The organism is Micromonospora chokoriensis (genome assembly GCF_000718555.1).
GTDB lineage: Bacteria > Actinomycetota > Actinomycetes > Mycobacteriales > Micromonosporaceae > Micromonospora > Micromonospora chokoriensis_B.
This window is the reverse complement of sequence record NZ_JOAN01000002.1, coordinates 77,775-92,341: the sequence shown is the minus strand read 5'-3', so window position 1 is coordinate 92,341 and position 14,567 is coordinate 77,775. Positions and strand designations below refer to the sequence as shown.

The 14,567-nt window shown below is 70.2% G+C and carries 12 protein-coding genes and 1 pseudogene; 10 read left to right on the top strand and 3 right to left on the bottom strand.

Annotated features, from left to right (window positions below):
* Positions 1-60 precede the first annotated feature (60 nt).
* The gene (locus IF46_RS0103890) at positions 61-2,445 is read left to right on the top strand and encodes a ferritin-like domain-containing protein (protein ID WP_157562556.1); all 2,385 of its coding nucleotides are present in this window, start codon (positions 61-63) and stop codon (positions 2,443-2,445) included.
* A 414-nt stretch (positions 2,446-2,859) separates the two neighbouring features.
* Here IF46_RS0103890 and IF46_RS0103885 read toward each other — a convergent pair whose 3' ends face one another.
* Positions 2,860-3,381 carry a hypothetical protein gene (locus IF46_RS0103885; RefSeq protein WP_030486870.1) on the bottom strand — a complete coding sequence of 174 codons (522 nt, stop codon included), beginning with the start codon at positions 3,379-3,381 and terminating at the stop codon, positions 2,860-2,862.
* A 225-nt stretch (positions 3,382-3,606) separates the two neighbouring features.
* Here IF46_RS0103885 and IF46_RS0103880 point away from each other — a divergent pair, with 225 nt between their 5' ends.
* From IF46_RS0103880 to IF46_RS0103870, 3 genes are all read left to right on the top strand, one after another.
* Positions 3,607-3,999, top strand: a complete 393-nt coding sequence (locus IF46_RS0103880) for a hypothetical protein (protein WP_198041344.1) — start codon at positions 3,607-3,609, stop codon at positions 3,997-3,999.
* Entirely contained in the window at positions 3,996-4,253 is a 258-nt protein-coding gene (locus IF46_RS0103875) for a hypothetical protein (protein WP_030486868.1), read from the top strand. Before IF46_RS0103880 ends, IF46_RS0103875 begins: the two co-directional genes overlap by 4 nt.
* 177 nt (positions 4,254-4,430) lie before the next feature.
* On the top strand, positions 4,431-5,429 hold the full coding sequence (locus IF46_RS0103870) for an RNA polymerase subunit sigma-70 (RefSeq protein ID WP_030486867.1): 999 nt from the start codon (positions 4,431-4,433) through the stop codon (positions 5,427-5,429).
* A gap of 117 nt (positions 5,430-5,546) precedes the next feature.
* Here IF46_RS0103870 and IF46_RS0103865 read toward each other — a convergent pair whose 3' ends face one another.
* The gene (locus tag IF46_RS0103865; protein ID WP_030486866.1) at positions 5,547-5,990 is read right to left on the bottom strand and encodes a hypothetical protein; all 444 of its coding nucleotides are present in this window, start codon (positions 5,988-5,990) and stop codon (positions 5,547-5,549) included.
* Positions 5,991-6,100: 110 nt separating this feature from the next.
* Positions 6,101-6,881: pseudogene (gene uppS / locus IF46_RS32160) on the bottom strand (polyprenyl diphosphate synthase).
* A 455-nt stretch (positions 6,882-7,336) separates the two neighbouring features.
* Between uppS and IF46_RS0103855 the strand changes: the two are divergent.
* The 6 genes from IF46_RS0103855 (at position 7,337) to IF46_RS0103830 (ending at position 14,473) form a co-directional block, all read left to right on the top strand.
* Positions 7,337-8,239, top strand: coding sequence for a hypothetical protein (locus IF46_RS0103855; protein WP_030486865.1), 903 nt, complete (start codon positions 7,337-7,339; stop codon positions 8,237-8,239).
* 119 nt (positions 8,240-8,358) lie between these two features.
* Entirely contained in the window at positions 8,359-9,588 is a 1,230-nt protein-coding gene (manD, locus tag IF46_RS0103850) for a D-mannonate dehydratase ManD (RefSeq protein WP_030486864.1), read from the top strand.
* Positions 9,589-9,654: 66 nt separating this feature from the next.
* Positions 9,655-11,361 (top strand): ABC transporter transmembrane domain-containing protein, encoded by a 1,707-nt coding sequence (locus tag IF46_RS0103845; RefSeq protein ID WP_030486863.1) that lies wholly within the window; start codon positions 9,655-9,657, stop codon positions 11,359-11,361.
* Positions 11,358-13,181 carry an ABC transporter ATP-binding protein gene (locus tag IF46_RS0103840; RefSeq protein WP_051723616.1) on the top strand — a complete coding sequence of 608 codons (1,824 nt, stop codon included), beginning with the start codon at positions 11,358-11,360 and terminating at the stop codon, positions 13,179-13,181. Before IF46_RS0103845 ends, IF46_RS0103840 begins: the two co-directional genes overlap by 4 nt.
* A gap of 170 nt (positions 13,182-13,351) precedes the next feature.
* On the top strand, positions 13,352-13,930 hold the full coding sequence (locus IF46_RS0103835; protein WP_030486861.1) for a sigma-70 family RNA polymerase sigma factor: 579 nt from the start codon (positions 13,352-13,354) through the stop codon (positions 13,928-13,930).
* 81 nt (positions 13,931-14,011) lie between these two features.
* A complete protein-coding gene (locus tag IF46_RS0103830; RefSeq protein ID WP_030486860.1) occupies positions 14,012-14,473 on the top strand; it encodes a hypothetical protein in 462 nt (153 codons plus the stop codon).
* Positions 14,474-14,567: the final 94 nt, after the last annotated feature.

Below are 14,567 nucleotides of genomic sequence, written 5' to 3'. Positions count from 1 at the left end.
TTGCATCAGGTCGCGGATTCTCTGAACGACGCGGGCATCGACTTTCTTGCTGGTGCGAAGATGATCCGTGCTGGGATGATGGGTCGGGCCGAGGAGGCGTTCGTCGAGTCGGCTGAGGGTGTGGCGGACTCGCTGGAGAAGGCCCCGGAGTTCGTGCGGCTGATGGCGCGGATGATGACGCAGTTCGCGGCGACGTTTCAGTACGTGATTATCACGGTGGTAGCGATCACGGCGTTGTTGTTGTTCGAGTTGATTCTCGCGTTGAAGTTGTTGTGGATCAATCCTGCGCTCTTGATGGAGTGGTTGGCGAAGGCGCCAGCGATCCGGGCGGGTTTTTTCCAGCTGTTCGTGCAGCTCGTGAAGCATGCGGGCCTGACGGCGGCGTTCAACATCCTGTATGAGTTGTTGGTTGATGTGACGGCGCAGTTGGTGAACCGGGGTAAGGGGTATCAGCGGGGGTGGGACCACAAGAGCACCGGTGACGCGGTGAAGTCGGGCGGGCTGGAGAGCCTGGTCGGCATGGGCTTCAGTGGAGGGAAGGGGCTTGTTCGTCAGGCGGGCATCGGGCCCAAGAGCGGCGCGAAGGGTGCGCCGCCGCCCAGTCAGGGTGGCAAGGCGGCGATAGCCGGCGCGGGGCTCGCGGGTAACGCGGGTGAGGAGCTCGCGACCGAGGTGATCGTCGGTCTGGCCATGACCGGCACCGTCGACACTGGGATCCTGGCGCCGACGGTGGTGTCATCGGCGTTGCAGGGCATGACGTTCGGCGGGATCGGCGCCGCCAGAGACGCCCTCAGCGGTGGCGGGAAGGACGCCGTCACCAGTGGTGGGAAGAAGGACGACACGACAGCGCCGCCGGTCGACCACCCGGATCCGATCGCGGACACAGATCCGGTGCCGGGGCAATCCGCGGCGGGTGCCACGACGCGGCCCGTTGACGGGGTGGCCCCTCCGCCGGTGACGTCCGTGGCTCTTGCTGATTCGCCATCGGGGCACGCGGAGGGCGGTCCACGGCAGGTGCCGCAGTCTTCGCTGGCCGGTCCGGGGGTGCCTTCTGTCGGGTCGGGTGCCACCACGGCGGTCCTACCCGGTGGTGATGGGCTCCCGGGCAGCCCGGGTGTCGTCTCGCCAAGCGGCCTGAGCCTGTGGCCGGACGGCCCAGCAGCAGGCACCGGCGCCCTGTCCACCGTCGGTGGTCCGCCCACGGTTTCTGGCACGTGGGGGCTGGGGTCCGGATCGGTCACGGGCCCGACGCTGTCCCCGGCCGATCCACAATCGAGCCCGCAGGTGAGTCACGGGTTGACTGGGACGCCGTCGTCGCTGATGCCGACGCCGGGTTTGGGGGCCGGCCCGGCGCCGCTCTCCGGCACGCCCGGCGCGTACGCGGTGTCAGGCGACGTCTTGGACAGTCGACTCGGCCCGGTGGTGGCGGAAGCTTCGCCCGCAACCAACCCGACCTCGGCGGCATCGTCGCCTCCAGCGGTGTCCAGCCCGACCTCACCTGCCGCCGTCTCCACCACCGTCTCGGGGTCCGATCCAAGAATCGAGACGGGTGAACCAGTGATGACTTCGCCCCCGGTTCAGTTCGGGACGGTCAGCGAGGTGGTGACCATCGAGGATTCCGCAGTCCGATCGGGTCCGGCAGCAGCACAGGTGCTCGGTGGAGGTGGTGCGCGTCTCCCGCGAGCACGACGTGGCGCGGCCCATGAAGTGACCGAGGTGATGCCGCCGGGGGGCGATCGACTGACGGACCTCGTCGCGGTGCCGCTGCGGCCGGAGATCCTGCCGGACGTACGCGACCTCCTGCCCCACGCCGAGACGCTGCCCGCCGTCGGGCCGGAGGAGTTGGCGGTCGCCGTGGAACCACCGACACCCCCTCGACCCGCTGTTGAGCCGGTGCTGCGGGAGTGGCTGGCAATCGCCGACTGGCACCGGTCGGCTGCCTACTTTGCCGACCATCACGCCGAGCTGCACACACCGGAGGCGACGGCAATGCTCGACCACATCCGGGCAGACGAGCCGGACAACCGTCGAGCCGACATCCTCGCCGCCCTGATCGACCCGGAATTCGCCGGTGGGGGCGCGATCGGGTACGACTATCTGACCGGGCGTCCCAACGGGCTCCCGGGATTGTTCCGAGTGCTGAAGGAGCGGCCGAGCCTGCTGCCGCCCGTGACGCGACTCGTCGAGGCGTCAGCCGCGGCTGGGGCGGAGCGTGATTACCACGCGGTGCTGTTGCGGGCAGCGGACCTGGTGGTCGCCGGGCACCCGGAACAGGCACAGGCCCTGGTGGTCGGCATCCGCCGCACCGTCTCCGGTGGTCAGCGGGTCTTGTGGGTCGACCGCTACCGGACGTTGGGCAAGGCTCTGCCCGAGCACTCCAAGGAGTTCGACGACCTGCGCATGGAGATCATCAACTGCGGCGATACCCGTACTCCGGTGACATGAGGTGGGGAGGTATGCGGCTGTCCATCACCCACGGTCGCCCTTCTTGGGCCAGGTGGCCAGCGCCGCCAAGACCGCGCACGGAGCTAGGCAACCCAGCAGACCGCAGAGCGACAGGGGGACTGCCCAGAAGATTCCCTCCACCATGAGGACGATAGGCGCTCACTTGCAGTGGCCGGAGGTCAGGACGCCGGTGCCGGACCAGTCTCAGGACGTGGGGCTATGCGTCCGGCTTGATCGTCGTCCGGGCTGGTGTTCAGGCTTGCGGCGATCTGGATCGGCAGCGGATAGACACGTTCGATAGGTAGGTGCGCTGCCGGGGCCCGGCTGCTCCACTGAAATTTCCGCGCGCTCACGCCAGCGGCAGCCGAAACGAGCCCTGCGGCTGCGTCCGAGACTGCGGTGGGTCGGGTGCGCTCATGCCTGACGGTGTCGGCGGTACTGTGGGGCGAGTTGGCCGAACTCGATCCCGTTCTCGTCCAAGGCGTTGTAGAGAGTCAGCCAGTCGTCCGCGAACCGTAGGCCAAGGGCGACACTACCGTCCGCCAGGTCGCCGCCGGCCGCCCATTCGAGTAGCTCCACCGCCGCGAGTCGCTGCCCGCATCGGGCCGCCAACACGGCGGGAACGTCGTCGCGCCAGACCAGCTCGAAGTCGTTTGATGTTGGCCACGACGGCGCCCTGGTCACGTCTATCGAATTCCACGTGATCGACAGATCATCGAACTTCTGGTGGTTGATCTCCAGGCGCTCCCCGCCGAAATCGAGCACCATTGGACAGTCAGCAAACCACGAGTCGTCCTCGGTATGCCACACGACCCACGTACCGGTCAGCCGGCGGCCGACGAGCCCACGCAGCCGGTGGCCGTGACGGTTGGCGACCTCATTGACTCCGTTGAGCCAACGTGGCTGATACCCAGTGATCCCGAAGTCGAACGCCACCCCAGGGATTGTGCCTGACGCCCACGGCTCCGGCGCGTCGATCAGCGCGGGAAAGCGCGCGGGATGCGGGCGCTGAGCAGCTCGTCCGCCTGCCGATGGTGTTCTCAGTGCCAGGTGCACCTGCACGCCGGCCCGCCACAAGACGAACGCCAAGGGTGGGCTGGCAGCGCGGCAGGGGTCGTCACCGCTCAATGATGACCGGGTGGCGTCTGACACCATTGCCCCGTGCGGCGATATCAGGCCGAGCTACCGACGTCTGTGCTGGCGGGCGCCGACGTGGCGCTCGTCGGTCTGTTCTCGGCGAAGGACAGGGAATTTCTCGCAAAGCTCGACGTCCTGGCGGACGCCGTGGAAAGCCACGGCGGGCGGGTAGTGAGCCGGCATGTCCAGCGGCGGGGTGTCTCGCACGGCGGTGCGGCCAGAATGGCGGTGTCTTTCTCGCGGCGGACACTGCTCAGCCCTGGCAAGGCGGGCGAGATCGCGCAGGCGTGCCGAGCGGCAGATGTCGGTGTTGCGGTGTTCGTAAACCCGCTCACGGACCATCAACGAGCAGTCCTCGGCAGACTGTTCGGGTGCATCGTGATCAGCGGCGAGGATTTTCCAGTCCCCGGTCGGTGAGCGCCCGTACGCGTGCCGGGGAGCGCTTCCCGGGAAAGGAGGACGACACAATGCGTACGCGGGCCAAGGACCAGGAGGCGGCCGAGGCGGCCGTCGCGCACCTGTTGACGGAGTCCCTCCTGATGATTCGTTACCTGGCAGCGTCTGATGGGGACCGGCCGGTGCCGGACAACCGCCACCAGGAGCAGGTGCGCACTCTCGCCGACCTGTGCCATAACCTTCCCGCCTGGCTCGATCCGACTATCGCTGGCTGATGAGTGACTGACGGGTGAGACGCGCACTGCCTGTCACCATGCCGTCTCCGAGCATCGGGGTCGTGAGTGCACCACGTCGCAGACCTGATCTCCCGAGCGCTCGCCCGAGTGATGAGTTCTCGGGCCGGCACCCGTCATACCTACGGATGGGGTTCGACGAGAGAGAAGGATGACGTGATGAGTGCGGACACGCGGCTGAAGGAGCTGGGCGTGAGCGGTCTGGGCGAGGTCGACGAGCCGGCGTTCTCGGGGTTGGCGCAGCGGCACCGGCGGGAGCTGCACGTGCACTGCTACCGGATGCTCGGGTCGTTTGAGGACGCCGAGGACACCGTGCAGGAGACGTTCCTGCGTGCCTGGCGGCGGCGGGAGACCTTCGAGGGACGCTCGACGTTCCGGGCCTGGCTGTACCGGATCGCCACCAACGCCTGCCTGGACCTGCTCGCCAAGCGCCGCCCGGAGCCCGCGACCGGCGGTGAGGTGCGGTGGCTGCAGCCCTACCCGGACCGGCTGCTCGACGAGCTGCCCGCCGGCGGTGCGGACGAGCCGGAGGCCGTCGCCGTCGCGCGGGAGACGATCGAGCTGGCGTACCTGATCGCAGTTCAGCACCTCGCGCCACGTCCGCGGGCGGCGCTGATCCTGCGCGACGTGCTCGACTGGCCGGCGAAGGACGTCGCGGAGCTTCTCGGGGACTCCGTCAACTCGGTGAACAGCGCGCTGCAGCGGGCCCGCGCCGGCATGCGGGAACACCTGCCCGCCGAGCGGCAGGACTGGACCGGCGGTGCGGAGGACGCCGGGACGCGCGAGTTGGTACGCCGCTTCACCGAGGCGAGCGTGGCCAAGGACGTCGACCGGCTGGCCGCTCTGCTGCGGGACGACGTCCGCTGCTCGATGCCGCCCACCCCCGGCCTGCACGTCGGCCGCGACGTGGTGGTGAGCGGCTGGGTCGAGGATGGCTTCGCGGACCTGGGGCGCCTGCGGGCCGTACCCACCTCGGTGAACCGGCAGCCGGCCGTTGCCTTCTACCTCTGGCGGGAGCAGGAGGACGCGTACCTGCCGTTGACGATCGACGTCCTGCGCATCACTGGCGGAGCGATCACCGAGATAGTCACGTTCCACGACGACCAGTTCCCGCGGCTCGGGCTGCCGGAGCGCCTGCCGGCGAACGGCGCCGAGTAGTTCCGGTGTGGACGCCCGGGCAGTGGAGCCCGATCGGCGAGGTCCAGGAACCCCTGCCGGCCCGAGCACCCAGCGGGCGGGAGCGGGTAACCCCGACTCCCGCCCGGGGCAAGTGGGTCAGCACATCCGGATGTACCAGACCGGCGAGAAGTCCACGGCCTCCCAGGCAACGCCAGAGCTGAAGCCGCGGATCGGGTTGCGGTTCTGGTCCATGATGTCGGCCCAGGCACCCCAGGTCTGGTTGTTGTAGATGGAACCCCAGCCGTTCCAGTTGGTAAGCGTGTACCACCGACACTGGTACAGCACGAACATGCGTCCGCCGAAGAAGGTGTCGGTGTAGACGCAGACCGCGGTGTACGGGCAGGGGCCGACAGCCTGGGACGAGACGCCGACGATGCCGGCGTTCGGATTGTCGGCCGCAATCGCGTTGGTCGGGTTGGCCGACTGCGCCGTGACGCCAGCCACCGGTTGATCGGCCGGGCCCGCAGTGGCGGCAGACGGCACTGCGAGCGTGGCGATGAGGGCCGCGAAGGCCGCGATCAGGAGCAAACGTAGCTTCATGCATCCACAGTGCCCGATGGATTCGATGGCGGAAAGTGATTTAACGGTGACGGAGAGCACCCCCTGCCGCCAGGGCGTAAACAGGCCAAACCCAGCGCGGTACGTGGTTGTCAGGCTCCGAATCGTCGGCCTCGGGCCGAGTAGGAGCGCAGCGCGCGAAGGAAGTCGACCTTCCGGAAGCCGGGCCAGTACACGTCGCAGAAATGCAACTCGGAGTAGGGCGGCCTGCCAGAGTAGGAACCCGGACATGCGGTGTTCTCCGCTCGTGCGGATGACCAGATCAGGGTCGGGCTGACCGTCGGTGTACAGGTGCGCCGCAAGATCGTCGGCGGTCAGTCGCTGCGCGATGTCGTCGAGGGTGGCGCCCGCGTGCGCCTCCTGCTCCAAGAGGGAACGAACTGCGCTGACGATCTCTTCGTGGCCGTCGTAGCCGATGGCGATGGTGAGGTGGAAGTCAGCGCCGCGTTCGTGCGGGGCGTCCGTCGCGAGTTTCAGGGCGTGGCGTGTCGAGTCGGGTAGGACGTCCGCGCGGCCGGCCAGGTGAAGCTGCCACGGGTTGGTCGGCCGCAGGAGCGGCTCCGCGACCACCTCCTCGATCATCTCCATCAGGTTCGCTACCTCTTCGGATGCCCGCTTGCGCATGTTGTCGACGGAGGCGACGAAGAGGGTGACGTGATGGATGTCCATCTCGGCGCACCAGCCGAGCACCTCATGGATGTGCTCCGCGCCGTATCGGTGGCCCACCCGGGGGTCGTCGAAGCCGGCCTGCCTCGCCCACCGGCGGTTCCCGTCCATCACCATCGCTACGTGCCGTGGCAGCGACTTGCCAGTGAGTTGGGCGCGAAGGCGGTGGGCGTAGAACCGGTAGGCGGCACGGCGTAAGGGCTGCATCATGATCCAGGTTGCTCGTGGACCTCGACACCGTCGCGTTAGGCGGAGTGGCTGTTCGTTAACCCGCGCTGCCGCGTCGATCATGGAGTTGTGGTGGGTGACAAAGTGCCTGCCTGATACCAAAGCAGGCACCACAACTCCATGATCGGCGAGGTCGGGCTGCGTCCTTTTCGCGATCTTGCTTTTTCTGTCGCGACATACGGGGCATTCGGCGCATTTCGGCGACCGAAACTGCAAGATCGGCGCGGGCCGGGGGTGATCCACTCGGCTTCACGGAAATCGGGGTGTCCGGGACGGTGCAACACCGCGACTTCACGGAAGCCGAGTGGATCATGGAGGGCCCTGGCTCAGGAGCGCGTGACGAACGCCGGTTCGTCGCGGCCGACGGGCGCTGGTATGGCACGTCTGGCCTGCGGCTTTCCAGCGCCAGATCGGCTGCGTGACATGATTGCGCCATGGGGAAACAGCAGGACGTCGGCGCGGCCGACCGACACAGCGAGTCCAGCACCACCGCCCACCGTCCGATTGGTGGCAGCGCTGACGCGCGGCTCGACCTCGCACAGGACCCCACAACGCCACAAATGACGCTTATCGACCTGGCTTCCGACCCGTCGCCAGTGGTCCGCAAGGCGGTGGCCACTCGGTCCGACGCACCCGCGCAGGCGCTACGACCGCTCACCAGGGACCACGATCGTCAGGTCCGGGAGGCCGTGGCCCGGAACCCGTCGACCTCGGCCGCCAACCTCATGCGTCTGGTCAAGGACGCCGACCGGTGGGTTCGCTGGGCGGTCGCCAGCAACCCGGCCTGTGACGAGCCGATCCGTCGAGTGATGGCGGACGCCTCGGACAAGGAGCTTCGCGGTCTGCTCGCGGAGAGTCGGGAGCTGGAGCCGGAGCTGGCCGCCAAGCTGATCAACGACGTCTCACCCGAGGTACGCGAACGACTCGGCACCCACACCCACGACCCCGACGTGATCACCGCCCTGCTGGCCGATCGCACCGCACGCGTCCGCAAGGGGGTTGCCCGCAACCCGCGGACCACCGCCGAGCAGCGCAGCGCGCTCGCCGCGGACCCGGTGGTCGACGTCCGCGCCGCGCTGGTCCGTGCCGTCGAGCTGGACGAGACCGATCTGGTGCGCCTGGCCGACGACCGCGCCGTGCAGGTCCGGCTGGCGATGGCGACCTCCGAGGTCGTTCCGGCGCACATCCGGCAGACGCTGACGCGCGACGCCGACGAGATGGTCGCCAGCGCGGCCAGGGACTTCCGCCCGGGGTCCGGCAACGCCTCGGCGGTGCGGGCACCCCGCATCGCGCACCGGCCGTCCGGTGCGGGGCGGCCGGGCGGCGCCGCGCAGTAGGCCGAACATCTTCACATTCGCCTGACCGACTGCCGCGCGCACCGGGGCCTGATCATTTCCATTCACGTATTGATGTGATCAGGTTTAGATCCCCCGACGGTAGGAACGAAAGGCACCCCGTGAAGATCGTCGCAGCGGACATCATCGTGTCCAGCCCCGACCGGAACTTCGTCACCCTGAAGATCACCACCGATGAGGGCATCACCGGTCTGGGCGACGCCACGCTCAACGGCCGTGAGCTCTCCGTCGCCTCGTACCTGCGCGACCACGTCGCTCCGCTGCTGCTGGGGCGGGACGCGCACCGGATCGAGGACACCTGGCAGTTCCTGTACCGCTCGGCGTACTGGCGGCGGGGCCCGGTCACCATGGCGGCCATCGCCGCGGTGGACGTCGCGCTTTGGGACATCAAGGCCAAGGCCGCCGGCATGCCGCTGTACCAACTGCTGGGCGGCGCGTCCCGCACCGGCATCATGGCGTACGGGCACGCGTCCGGGCGGGACATCCCCGAGCTGTTCGACTCGATCCGTCGCCACCTCGACGAGGGCTTCCGGTCGATCCGGGTACAGACCTCGGTGCCGGGGATCAACGCCGTGTACGGCGTGGCCGCGCAGCCCAGCGCCACCGGGCAGCGCTACGACTACGAACCCGCGCAGCGCACTCCGCTGCCCGCCGAGGAGGACTGGGACACCCGTGCGTACCTGCGCCACCTGCCGTCGGTCTTCGAGGCGGTGCGCAGCGAGTTCGGCCCGGAGTTGCCGCTGTTGCACGACGGTCACCACCGGATGACCCCGATCCAGGCCGCCAAGCTCGGCAAGGCCCTCGAACCGTACGACCTGTTCTGGCTGGAGGACTGCACGCCGGCCGAGAATCAGGAGGCGTTGCGGCTGGTCCGCCAGCACACCACCACCCCGCTGGCCATCGGCGAGGTCTTCAACACGGTCTGGGACTACCAGACTCTGATCCGGGAGCAGTTGATCGACTACGTGCGGTCCGCAGTCACCCACACCGGTGGCATCACCGCCATGCGCAAGCTGCTCGACTTCGCCGCGCAGTACCAGATCAAGTCCGGTATCCACGGCCCCACCGACATCTCCCCGGTGGGTATGGCCGCGGCCCTGCACCTGGACCTGGCCATCCACAACTTCGGGATCCAGGAGTACATGAAGCACACCCCGCTGGCCAACGAGGTGTTCCGGCAGTCGTTCACCTTCACCGACGGCTACCTGCACCCGGGTGACCAACCAGGACTCGGGGTGGAGCTCGACGAGGAGGCGGCGGCCCGGTTCCCGTACGAGCCGGCGTACCTGCCCTTCAATCGGCTCAAGGACGGCACCGTGCACGACTGGTGAGCGGCATGTGTTAGGTTAGCCTGCCCTAATCAGTGGAGTCGACGCCATGCCCTCATCGATCCGAGCATGACAGTCGCCGAGATCACCGGTGGTGTGGTGCTCCGTCGCGCGCTGCGTCGACAGCGTGCCCGCGTGGCGGCAGGCATCGCGCTGCTCTGCACCCACCAGGCCGCCGAAGCCCTCGTCCCGGTCGCCATCGGCGTGGTCATCGACCGTGCGGTGGCCACTGGGGACATCCGCGCCCTGCTGCTCTCGTTGGCTGGCCTGGCCGCCCTGTTCACCGTTCTCGCCTTCGCCTACCGGGCCGGTGCCCGACTGGCGTTCGCCGCCGTCGAACACGAGGCGCACGCCACGCGGGTCGAGATCGTTCGCAGCGCCCTCGACCCGCGTGGACGCCGCTCGGGCATGCGCGACGGCGAACTGCTCTCCGTGACGGCCTCCGACGCCGAGCTGTCCGCGCTCGTCGTACGGGTCGCCGGACTCACCGCCGCAGCGTTCACCGCCATCGTGGTCGCGGCCGTCGCGCTGCTCGTCGTCGACGTCCCGCTCGGCCTCGGGGTGCTCATCGGCGTACCTCTGCTGGTCGTCGCCCTGCAGCGGATGGCGCCGCTGCTCACCCGGCGCAGCACGTCGCAGCAGGAGGCCCTCGCGACCACGACCGCCCTCGCCGTCGACCTCGTCACCGGCCTGCGCGTGTTGCGTGGCATTGGCGCACAGGACCACGCCGCCCGCAGGTACGCAGGGGCCAGCCGCCACGCGCTCGACGTCACCCTGCGCGCCGCCACCACCAAGGGCCTGCACCTCGGGCTCACCACCACGGTCAACGGACTCTTCCTCGCGACCGTCGCCGGAGTCGCCGGCTGGCTCGCGCTGCAGGGCCGGCTCACCATCGGCGAACTCGTCGCCGTGGTCGGGCTGGCCCAGTTCATCGCCGAGCCGGTGCAGACGCTCGGGTACTGCGTCCAGATGTTCGCCATGGCCCGAGCCTCCGCGGGGCGGGTCGCCCGGGTCCTCGGTGCCGCGCCGGCCGTCCAGCCGGGTGATGCCGGGATGCCCGCCCCGAGCCCGTCCCGGCTCGCCCTCGACGGAGTCTCCTACGCGGGCCTCGACGACGTCAGTCTGCGCGTGGGCGCCGGTGAACTGCTGGGCGTGCTCGCCTACGACCCGAGCGAGGCCGAGGCGCTCGTCGCGTTGCTGGCCGGCCGGGTCTCCCGCGCGGACTACCGGGGGACGCTGGCCGTCGACGGCGTGCCCGCCGACGAACTGCACATCGACGCCGCGCGCGCCGTGGTCCTGGTCGAGCAGCATGACGTGGCGCTGTTCGAGGGGACGCTACGCGCCAATCTCAGCGCCGGCGCCTCCGTCGACGACGACGTCCTGCGTGCCGCCGTGCGCGCTGCCGCCGCCGACGACGTGCTCGCCGCGCACCCACACGGGTTCGACCGGATGCTCACCGAGCGCGGGGCGAACCTGTCCGGTGGGCAGCGGCAGCGGATCGGCTTGGCGCGGGCGCTCGTCGCCGACCCGCCGGTGCTGGTGCTGCACAACCCCACCACGGCGGTCGACGCGGTGACCGAGGGGTTGCTCGCTGCGGGGCTGGCCGCGACTCGCGGGGCGGGAACCCGCGGCACCGTTGTGATCACCACCAGCCCGGCCCTGCTGCGGGTCACGCACCGGGTCGTGGTGATCGACCGAGGGCGGGTCGTCGCCGAGGGCCCGCACGAGCGGTTGCTCGCCAGCGACACCCGCTACCGGGAGGAGACCCTGCGATGACGTCCGAGCCGAGCACTCGGCAGCTGCTGCCGACCGCCACCGGCCGACAGACCTGGGCCGCCCTCCGTACTGAGCTGGCCCACCTGCCGGGCCTCAGCGCCGTCGCCGGCACGTTGCTGATCGCCGCCGCCGCGACCGGGCTCGTCGCCCCCTGGGTGCTCGGTCGCCTCGTCGACGACGTCATCGCCGGGACCGACACGCCGCAGGTCGTGACCTGGGCCGGCGTGATCGCGGGCGCTGCCGTGCTCGCCGGACTCCTCACCGCGGCCGGAGCGGCGATCGCCGCGCGCCTCGGCGAAACCGTGCTGGCCCGCCTGCGGGAACGGGTCCTCGACCGCGCCCTGCACCTGCCGTCGGCCACCCTGGAGCGGGCCGGGACCGGGGACCTGGTGGCCCGCGCCGGCGACGACGTGGCAGTCGTGACGAACGTGATCGCCACCAGCGGCCCGGCCTTCCTGGGCGCGCTGCTCTCCATCGTGCTGACCGCGGCGGGGCTCTTCGCCCTCGACTGGCGGCTCGGCATCGCCGGGCTGGCCGCCGCCCCGGCGTACGCGGTGGCGCTGCGTTGGTACCTCAAGCGGTCGGTGCCGTACTACGCCCGGGAGCGGGTGGCGACGGGTGAGCGCGCGCAGGCGACGGCCGAGGCGCTGCGGGGTGCGGCGACCGTGCGCGCGTACCGGATGGAGGACGCCCACGTCGCGCGGATCGCGGATCGCTCCGGCGTCGCCCGTGACCTGTCGTTGGAGATCTTCGGTCTCTACACGCGGTTCGGGCTGCGCATCAACCGCTCGGAGTTCGTGGGGCTCGCCGCCGTGCTGCTCGCCGGCTTCCTGCTGGTCCGTGGCGACCTGGCCAGCGTCGGTGCCGCCACCACGGCCGCGCTCTACTTCCACCGCCTCTTCAACCCCATCGGTCTGCTGCTGTTCGAGTCGGACTCGGTGTTGCAGGCCGGGGCCAGCCTCGCCCGACTCGTCGGGGTCACCACGCTGCCGGACACCACGACCCCGGCCGGCGCCGAGCCCGCCCGCCCCGATCGGGTCCCGGCGGCCCTGGAGGTGACCGTCGCGCAGCACCGCTATGACGACGGGCCGATCGTGCTGCGCGACATCACCCTGCGCCTCGCACCCGGGGAGCGCGTCGCCCTCGTCGGCGCGAGCGGCGCGGGCAAGAGCACGCTCGCCGGCATCATCGCCGGCATCATCGCGCCTACCCACGGTGCGGTGACCCTGCGCGGCGTGCCGCTGGCCCAGCTCGACGAGCACCGCCTCCGTCGTGAGATCGCCCTGATCAGCCAGGAGGTGCACGTCTTCGCCGGGCCACTCGCCGACGACCTGCGCTTGGCCAACCCGGACGCCACCGACGCCGAGATCGGCGCCGCCCTCGACCTCGTCGGCGCGACCGAATGGGTGCGGACCCTGCCGGACGGTCTCGCCACGGCCGTCGGGGAGGGTGGGCGACAGCTCACCTCGGCCCAGGCCCAGCAACTCGCGCTGGCCCGCCTCGTCCTCGCCGATCCTGCCGTCGCGGTCCTCGACGAGGCCACCGCCGAGGCGGGCAGCGCGGGCGCGCGGGACCTCGACCGTGCCGCCGTGGCGGCCACCGAGGGCCGTGCCACGCTGGTCGTCGCCCACCGACTCAGCCAGGCGGCCACCGCGGACCGCATCGTCGTCCTGGACCAGGGGCGGGTCGCCGAACACGGCACGCACGCCGAGCTGCTCAGCGCCGGCGGCGGGTACAGCCAGCTGTGGCGTTCGTGGAGCGTGCCCGACCTCGTGGTCCCGCGAAAACGCGAGAGCGCGGACCAGCCGGTCGCGAGCTGAGCGGTCCCGGTTCCCGCCACCTCGACCATCCGCGAGATCACTCGAACGTGCGAACCCCGGGAACTTTTCCGGCCCGGCCGGCGACAACCAGAGTGCGCGGCCGACCGGCGGCGCACCGACGACGGCATCTCGGCATGAAGGAGCCCCCGTGGCACACAGGACGGTGGTCTGTGCGGAACGGCGTCGCTGACGACGACCAGGTGACCCGGTGGGCGCGGGAGGCAGGCCAGGGTGACCGGCAGGCCGCCACGGCGTTCATCCGAGCACTACAGGGCCAGGTCTGGCGGTTCCTGTCCCACCTGGCCGGGCCGGGGGAGGCCGACGACCTGACCCAGGAGACGTTCCTGCGGGCATATCGCAACCTGTCCGGCTTCGCCGGCCGCTCGTCGGCCCGCACCTGGGTGTTCACGATCGCCCGGCGCGTCGCCGTGGACCACGTCCGGACGGCGGTGGCCCGGCCGAGGATGGCGGCGGTGCCGGACTGGCAGGCGGCGGCCGAGGCGGCCGGTGCGATCACGGCCGGCGCCGACGAGGGCGTGACCCTGCACCAGCTCATCGCCGGCCTGACCCAGGAGCGCCGCGAGGCGTTCGTCGCCACCCAGGTGCTCGGCCTGTCCTACGCCGAGGCGGCGGAGGTCTGCCAGTGCCCGGTCGGCACGATCCGCTCCCGGGTCGCCCGAGCACGCGAGGACCTCGTCGCCGCCTGGCAGGCCGACACCGAGGCAGGCCACGAGCGACGCACCGGCTGAGGGCGACCCGAAGGCTGCGATGGCACCCCCGATCGATCAACGGCATGGACGGGCCGCGCCGCGCTTCCTAAGATCACGCTGGTGAACACCGGACCTCTCAACGTCGCCGGCGTAGCTGGCCCGATCGTCGTCGCCACCAAGGCAGTCTGGGGCCACCCTGACGTCACCGTCGGCGGAGTACCAGCCCCCAGAACGGGCAAACGCTACGCGCTGCCCGCAGTGGGCGGCGGTGTCGTCCAGGCCACCGTGCGCACCGTGCTCGCCGACCCCTATCCGACCGTCGAGGTCAACGGTGTGCGGCACCGCACCGGCCCCGCCATGCCGATCTTCCTGCGCATCCTGGTGATGCTGCCGATCCTGCTGTTGACCGTCGGCGGCATCCTCGGCGGGCTGGTCGGGGCGTTGGGCATCGCGGGGAACCTCGCCGTTGCCCGCACCCGGATGGCGACCGCCGTCAAGGCGCTCGCCATGCTCGGCGTCGGTGTCGGCGCGGTCATCGTCTGGCTCGTCATCGCCGTCGCGCTGAACGCAGCGTTCAGCTAGACCCTGCAGCACTCCACCCCCTGGTTACGGTCAGCGCCACCGGTCGTGGAGGACCGGTGGCGCTGACGTGATGTGGGCGTACCGGCCGTGCTAA

Bases quoted from the DNA above. Each gene is read 5' to 3' on its own strand.
- IF46_RS0103890 (WP_157562556.1), top strand. From the start codon at position 61: ATGATCCGTGCTGGGATGATGGGTCGGGCCGAGGAGGCGTTCGTCGAG.
- IF46_RS0103840 (WP_051723616.1), top strand. From the start codon at position 11,358: ATGACGTCCGAGCCGAGCACTCGGCAGCTGCTGCCGACCGCCACCGGC.
- IF46_RS0103845 (WP_030486863.1), top strand. From the start codon at position 9,655: ATGACAGTCGCCGAGATCACCGGTGGTGTGGTGCTCCGTCGCGCGCTG.
- IF46_RS0103870 (WP_030486867.1), top strand. From the start codon at position 4,431: ATGAGTGCGGACACGCGGCTGAAGGAGCTGGGCGTGAGCGGTCTGGGC.
- IF46_RS0103855 (WP_030486865.1), top strand. From the start codon at position 7,337: ATGGGGAAACAGCAGGACGTCGGCGCGGCCGACCGACACAGCGAGTCC.
- IF46_RS0103865 (WP_030486866.1), bottom strand. From the start codon at position 5,990: ATGAAGCTACGTTTGCTCCTGATCGCGGCCTTCGCGGCCCTCATCGCC.